This window comes from Psychroflexus planctonicus (genome assembly GCF_014640195.1).
GTDB classification, from domain to species: Bacteria; Bacteroidota; Bacteroidia; order Flavobacteriales; family Flavobacteriaceae; genus Psychroflexus; species Psychroflexus planctonicus.
Map to the genome: position 1 here is coordinate 110,578 of NZ_BMGM01000007.1, position 16,681 is coordinate 127,258.

18 protein-coding genes are annotated in these 16,681 nt (G+C 34.4%); 5 read left to right on the top strand and 13 right to left on the bottom strand.

Annotation, left to right across the window (positions count from 1 at the left end; all coding sequences use genetic code 11):
- Position 1: 1 nt before the first annotated feature.
- Together IEV72_RS09000 and IEV72_RS09005 are read left to right on the top strand one after the other, a co-directional pair.
- Entirely contained in the window at positions 2-988 is a 987-nt protein-coding gene (locus IEV72_RS09000) for a succinylglutamate desuccinylase/aspartoacylase family protein (RefSeq protein ID WP_188458766.1), read from the top strand.
- A complete protein-coding gene (locus IEV72_RS09005) occupies positions 981-1,550 on the top strand; it encodes a 5-formyltetrahydrofolate cyclo-ligase (protein ID WP_188458767.1) in 570 nt (189 codons plus the stop codon). The genes IEV72_RS09000 and IEV72_RS09005 overlap by 8 nt, the downstream gene beginning before the upstream one ends.
- Positions 1,551-1,598: 48 nt before the next feature.
- On the opposite strand, the gene IEV72_RS09010 is transcribed toward IEV72_RS09005, so the two are convergent.
- The 4 genes from IEV72_RS09010 to IEV72_RS09025 are packed head-to-tail and all read right to left on the bottom strand — an operon-like array spanning position 1,599 to position 6,549.
- Positions 1,599-2,180: a DUF3332 domain-containing protein gene (locus tag IEV72_RS09010; protein WP_188458768.1), complete on the bottom strand. Its 582-nt coding sequence runs from the start codon at positions 2,178-2,180 to the stop codon at positions 1,599-1,601.
- Between the two features lie 39 nt (positions 2,181-2,219).
- Positions 2,220-4,037, bottom strand: a complete 1,818-nt coding sequence (locus tag IEV72_RS09015; RefSeq protein ID WP_188458769.1) for a M1 family metallopeptidase — start codon at positions 4,035-4,037, stop codon at positions 2,220-2,222.
- Entirely contained in the window at positions 4,027-5,688 is a 1,662-nt protein-coding gene (locus tag IEV72_RS09020) for a S8 family serine peptidase (protein ID WP_188458770.1), read from the bottom strand. Before IEV72_RS09020 ends, IEV72_RS09015 begins: the two co-directional genes overlap by 11 nt.
- A 3-nt stretch (positions 5,689-5,691) precedes the next feature.
- Complete coding sequence (locus tag IEV72_RS09025; protein WP_188458771.1) at positions 5,692-6,549, bottom strand: MBL fold metallo-hydrolase; 858 nt, start codon at positions 6,547-6,549, stop codon at positions 5,692-5,694.
- Positions 6,550-6,647: 98 nt separating this feature from the next.
- On the opposite strand from IEV72_RS09025, the gene IEV72_RS09030 reads away from it, so the two are divergent.
- Genes IEV72_RS09030 through IEV72_RS09040 form a run of 3 tightly spaced genes read left to right on the top strand, consistent with a single transcriptional unit; the run spans position 6,648 to position 10,120 of the window.
- The gene (locus IEV72_RS09030; RefSeq protein ID WP_188458772.1) at positions 6,648-8,525 is read left to right on the top strand and encodes a cation:proton antiporter; all 1,878 of its coding nucleotides are present in this window, start codon (positions 6,648-6,650) and stop codon (positions 8,523-8,525) included.
- Positions 8,526-8,537: 12 nt separating this feature from the next.
- Positions 8,538-9,641 carry a DNA-processing protein DprA gene (gene dprA, locus IEV72_RS09035; RefSeq protein WP_188458773.1) on the top strand — a complete coding sequence of 368 codons (1,104 nt, stop codon included), beginning with the start codon at positions 8,538-8,540 and terminating at the stop codon, positions 9,639-9,641.
- A gap of 5 nt (positions 9,642-9,646) precedes the next feature.
- Entirely contained in the window at positions 9,647-10,120 is a 474-nt protein-coding gene (locus IEV72_RS09040; RefSeq protein ID WP_188458774.1) for a hypothetical protein, read from the top strand.
- A gap of 69 nt (positions 10,121-10,189) precedes the next feature.
- On the opposite strand, the gene IEV72_RS09045 is transcribed toward IEV72_RS09040, so the two are convergent.
- The 9 genes from IEV72_RS09045 to IEV72_RS09085 form a co-directional block, all read right to left on the bottom strand.
- Positions 10,190-11,107: a DUF3078 domain-containing protein gene (locus IEV72_RS09045; protein WP_188458775.1), complete on the bottom strand. Its 918-nt coding sequence runs from the start codon at positions 11,105-11,107 to the stop codon at positions 10,190-10,192.
- Positions 11,108-11,173: 66 nt separating this feature from the next.
- Positions 11,174-11,680 (bottom strand): DUF2480 family protein, encoded by a 507-nt coding sequence (locus IEV72_RS09050; protein ID WP_188458776.1) that lies wholly within the window; start codon positions 11,678-11,680, stop codon positions 11,174-11,176.
- Between the two features lie 11 nt (positions 11,681-11,691).
- Positions 11,692-12,018, bottom strand: a complete 327-nt coding sequence (locus IEV72_RS09055; protein WP_188458777.1) for an iron-sulfur cluster assembly protein — start codon at positions 12,016-12,018, stop codon at positions 11,692-11,694.
- Between the two features lie 6 nt (positions 12,019-12,024).
- Complete coding sequence (locus tag IEV72_RS09060) at positions 12,025-12,450, bottom strand: SufE family protein (protein ID WP_188458778.1); 426 nt, start codon at positions 12,448-12,450, stop codon at positions 12,025-12,027.
- 17 nt (positions 12,451-12,467) lie between these two features.
- Positions 12,468-12,887: an META domain-containing protein gene (locus IEV72_RS09065; RefSeq protein ID WP_188458779.1), complete on the bottom strand. Its 420-nt coding sequence runs from the start codon at positions 12,885-12,887 to the stop codon at positions 12,468-12,470.
- Between the two features lies 1 nt (position 12,888).
- On the bottom strand, positions 12,889-14,130 hold the full coding sequence (locus IEV72_RS09070) for an aminotransferase class V-fold PLP-dependent enzyme (protein ID WP_188458866.1): 1,242 nt from the start codon (positions 14,128-14,130) through the stop codon (positions 12,889-12,891).
- A gap of 25 nt (positions 14,131-14,155) precedes the next feature.
- A complete protein-coding gene (gene sufD / locus IEV72_RS09075) occupies positions 14,156-15,469 on the bottom strand; it encodes a Fe-S cluster assembly protein SufD (protein WP_188458780.1) in 1,314 nt (437 codons plus the stop codon).
- Between the two features lie 21 nt (positions 15,470-15,490).
- Positions 15,491-16,249: a Fe-S cluster assembly ATPase SufC gene (gene sufC / locus IEV72_RS09080; RefSeq protein WP_188458781.1), complete on the bottom strand. Its 759-nt coding sequence runs from the start codon at positions 16,247-16,249 to the stop codon at positions 15,491-15,493.
- A gap of 12 nt (positions 16,250-16,261) precedes the next feature.
- Positions 16,262-16,681, bottom strand: a complete 420-nt coding sequence (locus IEV72_RS09085) for a hypothetical protein (RefSeq protein ID WP_188458782.1) — start codon at positions 16,679-16,681, stop codon at positions 16,262-16,264.

Sequence of the window (16,681 nt, forward strand, 5' to 3'; positions counted from 1 at the left end):
TATGGAAGTTCCTCCGTTTATTGATGATGATAACGTGCTCCATTTATTGGGAAAACGCGTTGAGCCTGGCAAAAGCAAACGCATTAATTTTAATACTGCAAAATTACATACGCATACTTCTGTAGAAATTCCTGTAATTGTAGAACGCTCTAAAAAAAAAGGACCCGTTGTGCTTATTACCGCTGGAATTCATGGAGATGAAATTAACGGTATTGAGATTGTTAGACGCGTGGTAGCAGAAGGCATCAACAAACCAGAAAAAGGAACGGTGATTTGCATTCCCGTATTAAATATTTTTGGATTTATTAACGGATCACGTGAGTTTCCTGATGGTCGTGATTTAAATCGAGTGTTTCCCGGAACAAAACATGGCGCTTTAGCAAGCCGATTTGCATATCATTTTACCCAAGAAATTTTACCCATAGCCGATGTTTGTTTAGATTTTCATACGGGTGGTGCTAGCAGGTTTAATGCACCACAAATTAGAATAGACCGCAGACACAAAAAAAATACTTTGCTTTCTAAAATCTTCTCAGCACCCTTTACAGTTATATCTCCCAACATTAAAAAATCGTATCGCATTACTTGCGATCAATTGAATATTCCTATTCTTTTATACGAAGGTGGTAAATCTTTAGATAGCAATAATGAAGTTACTCAAGTAGCTTTGGAAGGTATAAAACGAGTTTTAAGTCATTACGAAATGTTGCGTATTGACATTCCTGTTTTGCCATCAGAAACTGAAACCATTTTAATTGAAAGTACGTTTTGGATGCGTGCCAAATACAGTGGATTATTACACTTAAAAATTCCAGTTGGAAAACAAATTCACAAAGGTGAAATATTGGCACATATTACAGATCCATACGGTAATTTTAAGCACCGTGTTAAAGCTACTTCAAACGGATATGTAATTAATGTAAACCAAGCACCTACGGTTTATCAAGGCGATGCTATTTTTCATATTTCTAAAGAAAAAAATGAATAAAGCTAGACTTCGATCTTTTTATAAAGCGAAACGTAAAGAACTTTCAAACCAACAAATTGAAGAGTGGAGCCTACAAATTGCCAATCAATCTTTGCAATTACCCATTTGGGAAAAAGAGTTTTATCACTTGTTTTTGCCAATTGAAAAACAAAATGAAGTGAATACCGAATTCCTTTTGCACATTCTTCAAGGTAAAGATAAAAATGTGGTTATTTCTAAGTCTAACTTTAAGGATTTGAGCTTAGAACATATTTTATTGACTGATGCTACAGAAATTAAGCTAAATGCTTTTGGAATACCTGAACCTCAGAAAGGAATTGAAATTCAGCCACAACAATTAGATGTGGTTTTTATTCCGCTATTGGTTTCAGATAAAGAAGGAAACCGCATTGGTTACGGAAAAGGATTTTATGATCGGTTTTTAAGCAAATGTAAAGCTGATGTTCAAAAAGTAGGACTTTCATTTTTTGAGCCTGTAGATGAAATAATTGAAGTAAGTACCACAGATATCAATTTAGATTATTTAGTCACTCCATCTGAAATATTTCAGTTTAAAGCATAAAAAAAGCTACCTCATCGGGCAGCTTTTTTTGATAATCATTCTTTCGAATTATTCATTTTTCGCATAACGTAATTCGCTCTGTTCCAATTTATTTTCTAGAATTGCCATATTTACTTCATCTGAAGCATTTGGATCAATTTTAATGGCTTCTCCATCTGGAGTGTGAACTAAATAGAATCCTTCTTCCATAGAAGCTAATTTTGTTAATTCTCCGTTTTCACCAACTGCGTTCCAAGATTTGTCTTCGGGTACAAACAGCAAATTGACTTCTTTTCCTTCGTTTTCACCACTTAAAATGGCAATATCAAATTTATTTTTAGAAGCTGTCATACGTACATCTGTTCCTTTAATGTTGGCATATTGTGTTTCAGATTCACCATCAACCATAGCTATAGGATTACTTCCTGTCCAAAATTCTAAAAGATTAAATAGAAAAACATCTCCTGCTAAGAAAAGCGAATACACTGGTACAATGTTTAAAGCCCAGAATACTAAGTTGTCCATAAACTTATTGTTGGTTAAGCCATCGTTCCAATCCCGTAAAGAATTAAAGGCACTAAATGAGCCAAGACAAGATGTGGACAAAATAGTCACGCTTAATAATCCGCAAATAAAAAATTTCTTGTTCATAAGTATTCATTTTAGGGTTAATATTAATTTTAAGTAAGCTTACTTTTTCTTCGTATTGTTATCTCTTTTTACATCTGCCATTAAATTAGACGGATCAATTTCTACTTTTTGAACTCCTGTTTTGGATGGTATTGTTAAAGTATAATCAGGATAAGCCCAAGCCCAATCATCTTGTACATTTTTAGCTTTGGGCTTAATCCATCGCATCATCCGTAATGGAATGTAATATTCTTCACTACTACCGTCTTGGTAAGTTACTAAAATTTCAAGTGGCATGGGCATCAAACCCAGTCGTTTTAATGTAATTTTAGTAGTTTCGTCGGTTTCTTCAATATTTTCAACTGCATAATCAATAGTATTGGTGGTTTGTGTCCAATCGGTTAAATACCAATTGAGCTGTGCACCTGAAACTTTTTCAGCAACACGAATAAAATCGTTTGGTGTGGGATGTTTCATTTTCCACATATTAAAATATTCTTTTAGGGTTTCTTGAAGCAATTCTTCTCCTAAAAGATATTCTAGTTGGGCTAAAAATACAGCTCCTTTAGAATAAGCCGAAGCACCGTAAGCCGCATTAAATTCCCATCGATCTGCATGTGTAGTTTGCGGTTGTTCATATCCAGAATTGGCTAAACCTACATAACTACCATAACTCCTAGCGAAAGGGTTTTCACTTTTTTGATTCATTACTTCATTCATGGCTAATGAAGAAATATAAGTAGTCATCCCTTCGTCCATCCACTCATGTTTAGCTTCGTTTGTTGCTAACACATGCTGAAACCAAGAATGAGCTAATTCGTGAGCAGTAACTCCTACTAAACTTCCAAAAGAACGTTCCCCAGTAATTAATGTACACATGGCATACTCCATACCGCCATCGCCACCTTGAATTACAGAATATTGTTTGTAGGGATACTGGCCAATATGTTTGTTGAAAAACAACAACAAGTCTTCTGTTTTAGGTTGAAGATTTTTCCAGTTTTCAATTATTTCTGGATTGTCTTTATAGAAAAAATGAAGCTTGGTTCCATCTTTTGCAGTAAAGGAATCGTGAATAAAGTCAGGGTCGGCACCCCAAGCAAAGTCGTGAACCATGGGTGCAATAAAATGCCAAGTTAGTTTTTTGCGTTTGGTTTTTACTTGTACGCCTTCATCTTGGTAACCATGACCAATTTTGTTAGGATTTTGAAGATATCCAGTTCCGCCAATCACGTAATCTTTATCGATTTTAATTTTTACATCAAAATCTCCCCAAACTCCTTGAAACTCCCTTCCTATGTAAGGATCTGCATGCCATCCTTCAAAATCGTATTCAGCCATTTTTGGATACCACTGCGTCATAGAAAGCGCAACACCTTCTGCATTATTTCTTCCTGATCTTCTAATTTGATTGGGCACTTGACCTTCAAATTTTAAATCGAATTCTGTGGTTTCGCCTGGAGCAATAGGCTCATTTAAAGTTATTTCTAATACGGTACCAGCAACTTTGCTTTCTACCTTTTTATTTCGATGTTTTAAATTCTTCACCTTCAGATATCCTATTTCTTCAGGTTTCAAGTTTCCTATCCTACTTCCCACTCGCGGGTCTGCATCTTGAATGCTTTGCGAACGCACATCCATTTCGCTCCCAGGTTGAAAAGCATTAAAATACAAATGAATAAATACACGATTTAATTCATCTGGAGAATTATTGGTATATTTTATAGTTTGCTTACCTGTATATTGAAATGTTTCCACATCCATATCTACTTCCATTTCGTAGTCGATATGTTGTTGCCAATATGCTGTATTGTTTTGTGCAGTTAAAATTGAAACACAAAATAAAACTATAAAAAGTGCGAAAAATCTACTTTTCATCTGCAAGTATTAAAGCGTTATACAAATTGGCTATTTTGCCTGAAACCGATAACTCTGAAAAATCTGCAGTATTATTTGGGTCGCCTCCAACTATTACTTCTCCTTCAAAAGCTAAACCGCTTTCCATAATTACTTGTTTAACCTGAGCTGCACTCAATTTTGGGTAATATGAACGGATTAAAGCAGCTATACCTGCTACTCCTGGCGCTGCCATAGATGTTCCTTGTAAAAATTCGTAGGTATCTAAAGGAGTTGAAGCATAAATTTGAGATCCTGGAGCAAAAATGTCTACACTAGATTTTCCATAATTTGAAAATCCAGAAACCATTGCTTTTCCATAAGCTGGTGTAATAGAACCAACGTTAAGGAAGTTGTCTGCTATTTCAGTTTCATTTTCTGGTGTTTGGTCGTTCGGGTATACACGCACTTCATCTAAATCTGAAGCATCATTTCCTGCTGCGTTTACAATTAACACGTCGTTTTCTGCTGCGTATTTAATGGCTTCTTCCACTTTTTCTGGATATCTAGAAAAGTATTTTCCAAAACTTGTATTAATCACTTTTGCGCCATTATCTACCGCATAACGAAATGCCATAGTAATGTCTTTATCATACTCATCTCCATCTGGAACTGCACGTACAGAAAGAATTTTTACATTTTGAGCAACTCCTTTTGCTCCTTTATCATTTGTTCTATCTGCTGCTATAATTCCAGCAACATGAGTTCCGTGTTTAGCATCTTCCTTTTTTGGGTCTGGACCAGATACTTGATTGTTTCCGTAAACGGTAATGCTGAAATCATTCTCGTCATCACCAAGATTTTTTGGTCGCGCATATAAATCCATATTAAAATGAGAATCCATTCTACCGCCAAAATAATCTTTTGCTTCATTTAACTGCTCGTAAACTTCTTCTAGATTTTCACCAGCATTAGTCATCACATTCATCATAAAGTTCTTTTGATTTTTTAACTCGGTAGAATCAGTTTCGAATTCACGAACCGTCTCTAAGGTAAGTTTGTCTACTTGCATAGCGTTTTTTAAACCTTCTTCGCCACGTTGCATATTGGTTAGCAACATTAAATAACGGTTATAGTTGGTTTGAGTACTCTTCATTTCTTTTTCGTACTCTGCTTTAGCTGCTTCGTATTGTTTAATTTCAGCATCACTGGCTTCACTTTGGTCTTCTCCATAAATTTTTTCAAAATCGCGAACAATACGGGTGTATTCCATATTTTCTTCAACTATATCTCCTAGAAAATTCCAGCCGTATACATCGTCAACAAATCCATTTTCATCATCATCAATACCGTTGTTGGGAATTTCGTTTGGATTCATCCACATTACAGAAGCTAAGTCTTCATGTTCATTGTCAATTCCACTGTCAATTACTCCTACAATTACTATTTCACCTTCTTGGTCACGAATAAGTTCTTCATAAGCGCGATTTACACTCATTCCTGGAATGGTATCGGTTAATAAATCTGCGTGGCTCCATGATTTAAGTTCGTCTTCAGACAAATCTTGGTTTTTTTCAGGTAAATCTCCTAAGCGAAGTGGTTCAGCTTCAAATTGTAAACCTTTTGTACCACAGCTTGCTACTACTATTGAAGCAGCTATGGCTCCAAAATAATTTCTATAATTTGTTTTCATTCTTTAATTAAATAATTCGTTAAACGTATAAATTTGATTGAGTCTAATGCCTTTTTCAGTTTCTTTTAAGTTTATTATTTCGTTGTGGGCATCATGTTCTAAAAATAGGTAATAATTTTCTTTTGCTGCTTCATCTAGAAATTGTTTTTTTTCTTTTAGCGTAAGCAATGGTCTGGTGTCATAACCCATAACAAAGGGCAATGGAATATGACCTGCGGTGGGCAACAAATCTGCTGCAAAAACAAGTTTTTTATTTTGATGTTCAATAATAGGAATCATTTGCTTATCTGTATGTCCGTCTGCAAAGAAAACTTCAAAATTAAGCTCTTTATAAAAGTGGCGTTGTTCACTTCGGTCTAAAAAATGAAGCTGCCCAGATTCTTGCATGGGCAATAGGTTTTCTTTTAAAAATGAAGCTTTTTCTCTATCATTAGGATTAATAGCCCAATCCCAATGTTCTTTGTTGGTCCAGAACTTAGCATTTTTAAATGCAGGTTCGTAACCTGTTTTATCTTTATTCCATTGTACACTTCCGCCGCAGTGGTCAAAATGCAGATGCGTCATAAATACATCGGTAATATCGTATCTATGAAAACCATGTTTTGCAAGAGACTTGTCTAGGGTGTGGTCTCCCCAACGAAAATAATAACTAAAAAATTTATCGCTTTGTTTATTACCCAAACCTGTATCGATTAAAATAAGCTGCTTTCCATCCTCTATTAATAAGCTGGTTGCTGCAATATCTATCATGTTATTTTGGTCAGCGGGATTGGTTCTTTGCCATAAAGATTTTGGCACCACTCCAAACATGGCTCCGCCATCTAGTTTAAAATGGCCGGTTTCTATGCTGTATAATTTCATTTAAGCTTTGTTTAACTGCAAAATAATAAACTTAAGTGAAGACAAACTTTGTATTCCTTCTAATTGTAGTATTTTTAACAACTCATTTCAAGTGAAATATGTTAGAACTCTCAGGAATAATAATCTTAGGTATTGCAGCACAATGGTTTGCGTGGAAACTTAAGATACCCGCTATTTTGCCGCTTATTTTAATTGGTTTAGCAGTTGGCCCTTTGGCCACCTTGTATACTGAAGATGGCAGCAAATTAATTGAACCTATTTGGAATGGTGAGCGTGGCTTATTTCCAGGAGAAAGCTTATTTTACTTTGTTTCTCTAGCCATAAGTGTAATTTTATTTGAAGGTGGGTTAACCTTACGCAGAAATGAATTACTCAATGTTGGACCCGTAATTGTAAAGTTAATTACAGTTGCTGTAATTATTACATTTATTGGTGCAGGAATGGCCGCACATTGGATTTTGGGATTGAGTTGGCAAATATCACTTTTATTTTCAGGACTCATTATTGTTACTGGACCAACTGTTATTGCTCCTATTTTGAGAAATATACCACTTAAAAAAGATGTATCTGCCATTTTAAAATGGGAAGGTATTTTAATAGATCCAATTGGTGCCTTAGTGGCTGTATTGGTTTACGAATTTATATCTGCTGGTGGCGGCGAAGCTTTTACTAAAACAGCTTTAATAGAATTTGGTAAAATCGTGCTTTTTGGATCAACATTTGGATTTACATTTGCGCATACCCTTACGCTTTTAATCAAGAAAAAAGTTATTCCAAACTACTTGATGAATGTATTTACCTTAGCAACTGTTTTGGGAGTTTTTGTTTTGGCAGATAGTTTTGCTCATGAAAGCGGACTTTTAGCAGTTGTTGTTATGGGAATAATTATGGGTAACACTAATTTACCCAACTTCAAAGAACTGTTGTACTTTAAGGAGTCTCTTAGTGTTTTACTGATTTCAATTTTATTTATTTTGCTAGCGGCCAACATTAACATGAATGAACTCATGTTGGTATTTAATTGGGAAGCGCTTATACTATTTGCCACTGTTGTTTTTGTTGTGAGACCACTTGGCGTGTTTTTAAGCAGTATTAATTCTAGCTTAAATCTTCGTGAAAAACTGTTTATTAGTTGGGTTGGACCTCGCGGTATTGTTGCCGCTGGTATTGCATCTTTATTTGGAATTAAATTGGCGAGTCAAGGTGTTCATAATGCAGAATTAATTACTCCACTGGTTTTTATGATTGTTCTGGGAACAGTATTACTCAATGCAACTACAGCTAGACCTTTTGCAAAATTAGTCGGTGTTTTTCAAACCGATTCCAATGGAATTTTAATCATCGGCTCATCTTCATTTTCTAGAGTAATTGCTAAATATTTAATAGAAAATGGAAGGCATGTTATTATAGTAGACAATAACCAAAGCAACACAGAAGCAGCGAAAAAAATGGGTATTGAAGCCATAAATGCCAATGTATACTCAGACGATTTGGTAGATAACGTAGAACTTTCTGATATTGGCTATATGATGGCACTTACTGGAAATACCGCAGTGAACAACAAAGCCATCGAGAATTTTTCGTCTCATTTTGGTGGAAAAGGAGTGTATCGCGTAATCTCATCTGAAGAAATGCGTGATCCAGAAAAAAACCCTGAAGAAGGTTTATTTTCATATACAGACGATTATATAAAACTGGTTAACCTAACTCGAAAATATCCTGAAATTCATGAAATACCTTTATCATCTAAAACACATTTTGAAAAATTAATTGAAAACACAAATCAGGAAGCAGATGCTATTCCTTTGTTTGTGAAAAAAACTGATGGTGAGTTAATTTTGATTCCTTCTAATAGCAAAAAACTTGAAATTGAAGAAGGTTTCCGACTGGTATACCTCGGAAAAGAAATTTCTAACGAATTTTCTGAGCAAATTACAAGAGAAATTTCAGTAAAAAAGGAAACAGATGCCGATTAAAAACTACTTTGTATGTTATCTGAAAATGAACTTTTATACCGAATTGCACTTCAAAAACTTCCCAATTTAGGAGATTCTACTGCAAAAAAGTTAATTGACAGATTAGGTTCTGCTGAAGCTATTTTTAAAGAGAAAAAAAATAATCTCTTAAAAATTGAGGGTATTGGGCTTCATAAAATTAAACATTTAAAAGATACTTCTTACTTAGATGAAGCTGAAAAAGAAATTCATTTTATCAAATCTAATCAAATTGAAGTTTGGTCTTTTGAAGACAAAAGCTATCCCAATTTACTCAAACATTGCATCGATGGTCCTATTTTACTTTACACACGGGGCAACATAGATTTAAAAAACAAGAAAATTATCAGTATTGTAGGCACGCGAAAAATTACATCTTATGGTGTTCAATTTTGTGAGCAACTCATTTCAGATTTAGCTGTTTTAAATCCTGTAATTGTTTCTGGTTTTGCATACGGTGCAGACATTACAGCCCAAAAAACAGCAATACAGCATCAATTACAAAACATTGGATGCTTGGCTCATGGTCTAGACCAAATTTACCCAAAGATTCATGGTAAATATGCACCTGATGTAGAAAGAAACGGCGGTTTTATTACAGATTTTTGTAGCGGGGACGAATTTGACAGAAATAACTTTTTAAAAAGAAATAGAATTATCGCTGGAATGAGTGAAGCCACTATTGTAATTGAAAGTGCAGAAAAAGGGGGTTCTTTAGTAACAGCAGATATTGCAAATTCTTACAATCGAGAAGTGTTTGCTGTTCCTGGAAGAAGTACCGACAAACTGAGCCTGGGTTGTAACAACTTAATAAAAAAGCACCAAGCTAAATTAATTACAAGTGCAGCAGATATCATTTATCATTTAGGCTGGGATTTGGAAGCGAAACCTGCAAAACAAACGCAGCTTTTTATTGAATTAACCAATGAAGAACAAAAATTAGTAGATAAGTTAAATGAATTAGGTAAATGTGAATTAGACGAATTATCTTTACAAACTAAAATGCCAACACATCAATTGGCTGGTCTACTACTTAATTTAGAATTAAAAGGAGTAGTAAGACCTTTACCCGGAAAACAATTTGAATATATAAATTAATACACATGAAGAAAATTGCCCTTAGTTTAAGCTTAATATTACTCGTTTCATTGAGCTTTACATCTTGTCAAGACGAAAACAAAAAAGATGAGCCTGAAGTTGAAGAACTTCAGAAAAAGTTTAACGAAAAAATGAAAGAAACCATTGCAATTCACGACGAAGTGATGCCTAAAATGACCAAAATAAATTTGCTACTTACAAATTTAGAAAAGGAAAGTGCTAAATTACCAGAAGATGAATACAATGAAGCTATGGGTTTATTGCAGGAATCTCATGAAGAAATGATGAGTTGGATGAAGAAATTTAGTAATTACTTTGATTCCAAAGAAGTAAATTCAGGAATTAGCATAGAAGATATTGATGAACTGAAAGCTAAAAATGAAATGCTAAATAGCTTCAAAGAATCAGCAGAAGAAATGCAAAAGAACATGAATAGAAATATCGAAAATGCACAAGAGTTGTTCGATAGATTTCAATAAACTTTAGTATTTCACAAAACAAAACAGCCGTTGCAATTGCAACGGCTGTTTTTTTTTATGTAATCCATATTAAAGTTGAAATGCTAAGCCAACTCCAAGTACTTGTCTTATCTGAAAACCTTTTACAGCGTTATCATCGTAAATGGCTTGAAAAGTAAAGTTAGTAGAAATATAATCGTTTACTTTAAGTACTAAGTTTAAGGTATAATCAATATCTACATTTTGTGGATCTTCCATATAGTTTGAAAACAAATTTAGAAAGTTTTCCATTGTTATATTGTTCATCAATTTAAACTTACCGTAAGCGTTTAAGGATGCACCAAATTCAGTTCTTACTGTTTCACCTTCATCTAAACCAAAAAAATCTCCATCAACATAACCTGGAGTTGAAGTAAATTTAGAACTGGCAAATATTAAACGACCTGTTGCTGGTGAAATATTCACCCTAAAATCATCACTTTCTTTCCATAACGCACCTAAGCCCAATTGCAAAAATGCTGGAGACATCAACTCTGTTTCAAGACTTCTCGTTTCGTTTCCCAGTTCATCTTCGCCAAAAGTATAGCCATTGGCAAATTGGGTTCTAAAATTCAACATGGTTGAGTAGCTCCATTTTGAATCTCCCATCTGGTATCCTGCAACAGAGTTTACTTCTAGACGATCGTTTGTTTTTCTGTTGAAATCTTGATCTTTAGTTCGCGTAATACCATAATCTCCTAAAAGTTTGGTATCCCAAGTAACTTTTTCGTTTTTGTAGTTAATGTCGTAGCTAACTAAAACGTTGGCAGAATAGTTAGAAGTTCCACCACCAAGCCATTCACTATTAAAACTAGCTTGATTAATTAAAAAGGAAAAATTGCCGCCCATTTTCCACTTTTTTTCTTTCTTTTCTTCTGTGTTTTCTTCATTTTGAGCATTGTTAGCATCGTTTTGTGCTGAAGCTATGACAAAACAAAAAAACAGAGATAATACATAAATTTTCTTCATAGTTTGTTTAGATTAAGCTGCAAATATAGCAGGAATCTAAATTTTACAAAGTATAATTTAAGAGCTTTACTTCTTCGATTTAAATAATGGCACTGAAGAACAAGCTTCTCCGTACATAATGGACTTTGCTACCGGTTGAAGTTTTTCTAACAAAAGCAAGTAAGCAGTTTCTGGCACCGGTTTATTTGAACAACCTTTTACGATTACTGGGAGATTCTGAAAAGAAGACACGTTAAATTGATGCACTTTTTCTGTATATAAAACCAGTTCTAAATCTGCTAAGTTTCCTTTGATAACTTTTTTTGCAAATTCTTTTAAATGCAAACTAACCAACATAAAAGCCCAAGAAGGAACAATGGCATCTGTAGAGCAATGAAGTGCAATAAGTTGACCTTCATATTGACTAAAATCATGAGCCATTAAGGCAGCTCTGAAATCTTTTTCTTTTAAAAGCAAACCTTCATAAAGCCATTGAGCTATATCAATTTGTGTTCTAGTTCCTGAAACATACAATTCTTCCAGGTCTATAGTTTGTAGTTTACTTTTGGCAACACGGTTTACAATTTCAGTCATAAATTGGTTCTCTATAACATTCCTAATTCAAGCTTAGCTTCTTCGCTCATATTGTCTTTGGACCAAGCTGGTTCAAAAGTCATTTCTACGTTACAGTCTGCAACCACATCTAAAGACTTTACTTTTTCTTGTACTTCTTGTGGAAGTGATTCTGCAACAGGACAGTTTGGAGAAGTTAGGGTCATGATGATTTTAACTTCTGCATTTTCATTTACAAACACATCATAAATTAAGCCCAATTCGTATATATCTACAGGAATTTCTGGGTCGTAAATGGTTTTTAGTACACGTACAATTTTATCTCCTAGTTCTTCTGTATTGATAGTTTCTGTTGCCATTTTATTTTAATTTAATTTAGCTTGGTAAGCTATAGCGTAATTTTTCAATTGTTTAATCATGCTCACTAATCCGTTTGCACGAGTTGGAGAAAGGTGTTCTTTCAGCCCTATTTCATCTATAAAAGCGGTATCAGCTTCAAGAATTGCTTTTGGTTTTTGGTTGGAATACGCTCGAATTAAAATTGCAATAATTCCTTTGGTTATAATAGCGTCGCTATCAGCAGTAAAAACAATTTTATCATCTTTCATGTTAGCATGTACCCAAACTCTACTTTGGCAACCTTTAATAATGTTGTCATCTGTTTTATGCATTTCGTCCATGGGCTCTAAGCTCTTCCCTAACTCAATCATGTATTCATAGCGTTGCATCCAGTCTTCAAACATACTGAACTCGTCTACAATTTCTTCTTGAATTTCTCGAATTTCTGCCATATTTACTTATTCTCTGCTTATTTTCTTTCTTTCGCTTTCAAAACAACTTTTCCTTCTTTATCTAAAAAATACAACATACTATCTGTTTGCGAAAAATGCTTCACTTTACTAGCTGCGCCAAAAAAAGCATTTTCAATTTCCATTGTTTCTTCGCAGTACATTTTTGTAGCAACACCATATCCTAAATCTAAATTTTCTTCTTCTAGATTATAGGTAAATTGGTAGTTATTGCAGCCAGATTCGCCAGAAACAGAATTTTGTTCTGTGTTAATTCTCATGTCTAAATCCATATCTTCTACGTTTCTATCTTCTATAGTAAGTAGCTGATATTCTTTATCTTCAAAAGTTGATGAATATTTTTTTTGATCTTCTGTTTTACCGCTTTTACAAGCTGAAATTGCCAGAATTAAAACCGATAAGAAAAGTATTTTTTTCATGTTATTGAAGCATTTGTTGCGCTTTTTTAAGCGCGTTAATAAAATTATCTATTTCGCTTTTGGTATTATAAAATGCAAACGAAGCACGAATGGTACCCGGAATTTTGTAATATTCCATTATAGGCTGCGCACAATGATGCCCTGTTCTTACTGCTATTCCTAATTTATCTAGAATGGTTCCGACATCGTAGGCATGAATTCCTTCAAAATTAAAAGAAAGTACAGCGGTTTTTTGAAGCGGCTCCGTTCCGTAAATAATTACGCTATCTAATTCTTTTAATCGATTAGTAGCATATACCAAAAGTTCGTATTCATATTTGGCAATAGCATCAAAGCCTATTTCATGCATATAATCTAAAGCCGCTCCAAAAGCAATACCACCAGAAATATTTGGTGTTCCTGCTTCAAATTTATGGGGCAAACCTGCATAAGTTGTTTTTTCAAAACTGACTTGATCAATCATTTCACCACCACCTTGATACGGCGGAAGCATTTCTAATAATGCTTCTTTTCCGTATAAAACGCCAACTCCTGTTGGCCCACAAATTTTATGGGCTGAGACGGTATAAAAATCTACATCTAAAGCTTGCACGTCAGCTTGAATATGCGGTGCAGCTTGTGCTCCATCAATTAAAACTTTAGCTTTAATTTCATGCGCTTTATCTATGATAAATTGAATAGGGTTGATGGTTCCTAAGGCGTTGGAAACATGGTTTACAAACACCAATTTGGTTTTTGAATTTAGTAATTTTTCATATTCATCTAAATTCAGTTTTCCATCAAATTCCATAGGAATCACCCGCAACTTTGCTCCTGTTTTTTCACAAAGCATTTGCCACGGAACTATATTGGAATGATGCTCTAAAGCAGAAACAATTACTTCATCTCCCGCTTTTAAAATGGAAGAATACCCGCTAGCTACTAAATTAATTGCGTGTGTTGTGCCCGAAGTAAAAATAATTTCGTGTGCTTTTTCCGCATTAAAATGCTTTCTAATTTTCTCCCGAGCTTGCTCATAAGCATCGGTAGCTTCTTGCGAAAGCGAATGCACTCCACGGTGAATATTGGCATTGTAATTTTGATAGTAATCTACAATGCAATCAATTACTTGTTGTGGGGTTTGCGAGGTGGCTGCGTTATCAAAATACACCAAATCTTTCCCGTTTACTTTTCGTTGTAAAATAGGAAAATCCTTTCGTATACGTTCTACATCAAACTTCATTTGGGTTTCTGGAGTATTCATCTTCATTCATCTTTCTTTCTTATTACTACAAATCGAATCCTAAGTGTACGCCGATTTTTAAAGCAATTTGCTTGGTAATTCTATTTTTAATCTCAGGAATTTTTACTCCCGTCAATACTTTATTGGCAAAGGCAAACATCATTAAGGCTTTGGCTTCTTTTAAAGGAATTCCACGTGAACGCAAGTAATACAAAGCTTCTTGATCCAATTGACCAATAGTACAACCATGGCTACATTTTACATCATCCGCAAAAATTTCTAGCTGTGGTTTAGAATTGATGCTGGCTTTGTCATCCAACAAAATATTGTTGTTGCTTTGAAAAGCATCTGTTTTTTGTGCAATCTTATCTACTAAAACTTTTCCATTGAAAACGCCAGTTGATCGATCTGAAAAAACGCCTTTGTAATCTTGATGACTTTCACAGTTGGGTTGGGTGTGGTGCACCAAGGTATTGTGGTCTACATGTTGTTTTCCTTCTAAAATGGTAACACCATTTAAAACCGAATTGATGTGTTCGCCGTGTTGGTAAAAATTCAAATTGTTACGGGTTAATTTTCCACCTAATGAAAAGGTATGCACCGAACAATGACTGTTGGATTCTTGTTTCACATGCGTATGGTCAATCAACGAAGAGCTTATTTTGTCGTTTTGGATTTTGTAATAATCCATCATGGCATTTTTCTCCACAAATATTTCGGTAACCGAATTAGTTAAGACTGCATTTGCGGTTAAACTTTGGTGACGTTCAATAACTTGAATCTGAGCATTTTCTTCAACAACAATCAAGTTTCTAGGCTGAAGCATTAATGCACTTTCATTTCCAGTTGAAAAATGTAAAATCTGCACGGGCTTTTCAGCTGCAACCGATTTGGGTACACGAATAAAAGCACCTTCTTTTGAAAATGCCGTATTTAAAGCCGTTAAACTTTCTTCGGGTGCAATTTTATTGAAATACGTATCGATAATAGACTTGTATTTCGGATTGTTTAAAGCCGAAGACATTAAACAAGCATCAAATTTATCATGGGTTGTATTGGATAAATGCGAAGCATAAATGCCATCTACAAAAACAATTTGATAGGTATCTATTTCGTGAATGCAATATTTCTTAATATCGCGGTATTCAATGGTTTCTTCCTTTTTAGGAAAAATACTGTAATCATCTTTTAGTATTGACTTCAATGAAGTATACTTCCAAGCTTCTTCCTTTTTGGTTGGAAAACCTTTGTTTTCAAAAAACTTTATCGCGTTATTTCTAAGTTGATGTATATCGTTTTCCAAATCAATTTGCTCTTCAAAAGCAAAAAAAGATGATATTAATTTTTCTTTTAAATCCATAACTTCAATCTTCAAAATCAATTAGACTTTTGCGGCTTGTTCTTCTTTGATCCAGTCGTAGCCACGTTCTTCTAATTCTTTAGCCAACTGCTTATCACCTGTTTTTACAATTCTTCCATCCATTAAAACGTGAACCACATCAGGAACGATGTAATCTAGCAAACGTTGGTAATGCGTAATTAGTAAAACCGCATTGTCTTTACTTTTCAATTTGTTTACTCCGTTGGCAACTACTTTTAATGCATCGATGTCTAAACCAGAATCGGTTTCATCTAAAATGGCTAATTTAGGTTCTAACATGGCCATTTGAAAAATCTCGTTTCGTTTTTTCTCTCCACCTGAAAAACCTTCATTTAAGGAACGGGATAAAAATTTTCTATCCATTTCTAACATAGCTGCTTTTTCACGAATTTTCTTCAACATTTCGTTGGCAGGCATATCTTTTAATCCTTGCGCTTTACGCACTTGATTGATAGATGTTTTAATGAAATTGGTCACCGAAACACCTGGAATTTCAACAGGATATTGAAAAGACAAGAAAATGCCACGGTGGGCTCTTTCTTCGGGTGCTAATTCTGAAATATTGGCGCGCTCAAAAATAATATCGCCATCGGTTACTTCAAAATCTTCATTACCAGCAATAACCGAAGCTAAAGTACTTTTACCAGAACCGTTTGGCCCCATAATAGCATGCACTTCACCTGGTTTTATTTCTAAATTAATTCCTTTTAGTATGGCTTCACCTTCAACAGAAGCGTGTAAATTTTTTATTTCTAACATAACTTTCTTTGCTTAATTGACTGATTTTTTAATTTCAATACTTTCTTCCATTTTGGGTTCGCTAATGCGAATAATTTGTTTCACTTTTATCAATTCTTCCCAACCATCTTCAGCTTCGTTTGGAATAACATCTCCTGTAACTACTACAGGAATCATGTCGTATTCATCAAATTTGTAAGATTCGGTTTGGTTTGCCAACTCCATTCCCACAGAATCTAAAACTACGCCGTAAATAAAATCTCTTCCTTTCAAGATTGCTGCATCGTCTACTTTGATGAATTCGCCCACATAACTTTTAAATTTTGTGGTTTCAACTTCGGTTTCTACTTCAGTTTCAATTTCTTTGGATTTTTCATTTTCGCCTTTGCTGTTGGAATCTTTACAAGACATAAAAGCGAAACTAATTGCTAAAATAAATAGGTTGATTTTCAT

Excerpts from the sequence above, each read along its gene's own strand:
- IEV72_RS09000 (WP_188458766.1), top strand. The coding sequence starts at position 2 with ATGGAAGTTCCTCCGTTTATTGATGATGATAACGTGCTCCATTTATTG.
- IEV72_RS09005 (WP_188458767.1), top strand. The coding sequence starts at position 981 with ATGAATAAAGCTAGACTTCGATCTTTTTATAAAGCGAAACGTAAAGAA.
- IEV72_RS09010 (WP_188458768.1), bottom strand. The coding sequence starts at position 2,180 with ATGAACAAGAAATTTTTTATTTGCGGATTATTAAGCGTGACTATTTTG.
- IEV72_RS09015 (WP_188458769.1), bottom strand. The coding sequence starts at position 4,037 with ATGAAAAGTAGATTTTTCGCACTTTTTATAGTTTTATTTTGTGTTTCA.
- IEV72_RS09020 (WP_188458770.1), bottom strand. The coding sequence starts at position 5,688 with ATGAAAACAAATTATAGAAATTATTTTGGAGCCATAGCTGCTTCAATA.
- IEV72_RS09025 (WP_188458771.1), bottom strand. The coding sequence starts at position 6,549 with ATGAAATTATACAGCATAGAAACCGGCCATTTTAAACTAGATGGCGGA.
- IEV72_RS09030 (WP_188458772.1), top strand. The coding sequence starts at position 6,648 with ATGTTAGAACTCTCAGGAATAATAATCTTAGGTATTGCAGCACAATGG.
- dprA (WP_188458773.1), top strand. The coding sequence starts at position 8,538 with ATGTTATCTGAAAATGAACTTTTATACCGAATTGCACTTCAAAAACTT.
- IEV72_RS09040 (WP_188458774.1), top strand. The coding sequence starts at position 9,647 with ATGAAGAAAATTGCCCTTAGTTTAAGCTTAATATTACTCGTTTCATTG.
- IEV72_RS09045 (WP_188458775.1), bottom strand. The coding sequence starts at position 11,107 with ATGAAGAAAATTTATGTATTATCTCTGTTTTTTTGTTTTGTCATAGCT.
- IEV72_RS09050 (WP_188458776.1), bottom strand. The coding sequence starts at position 11,680 with ATGACTGAAATTGTAAACCGTGTTGCCAAAAGTAAACTACAAACTATA.
- IEV72_RS09055 (WP_188458777.1), bottom strand. The coding sequence starts at position 12,018 with ATGGCAACAGAAACTATCAATACAGAAGAACTAGGAGATAAAATTGTA.
- IEV72_RS09060 (WP_188458778.1), bottom strand. The coding sequence starts at position 12,450 with ATGGCAGAAATTCGAGAAATTCAAGAAGAAATTGTAGACGAGTTCAGT.
- IEV72_RS09065 (WP_188458779.1), bottom strand. The coding sequence starts at position 12,887 with ATGAAAAAAATACTTTTCTTATCGGTTTTAATTCTGGCAATTTCAGCT.
- IEV72_RS09070 (WP_188458866.1), bottom strand. The coding sequence starts at position 14,130 with ATGAATACTCCAGAAACCCAAATGAAGTTTGATGTAGAACGTATACGA.
- sufD (WP_188458780.1), bottom strand. The coding sequence starts at position 15,469 with ATGGATTTAAAAGAAAAATTAATATCATCTTTTTTTGCTTTTGAAGAG.
- sufC (WP_188458781.1), bottom strand. The coding sequence starts at position 16,249 with ATGTTAGAAATAAAAAATTTACACGCTTCTGTTGAAGGTGAAGCCATA.
- IEV72_RS09085 (WP_188458782.1), bottom strand. The coding sequence starts at position 16,681 with ATGAAAATCAACCTATTTATTTTAGCAATTAGTTTCGCTTTTATGTCT.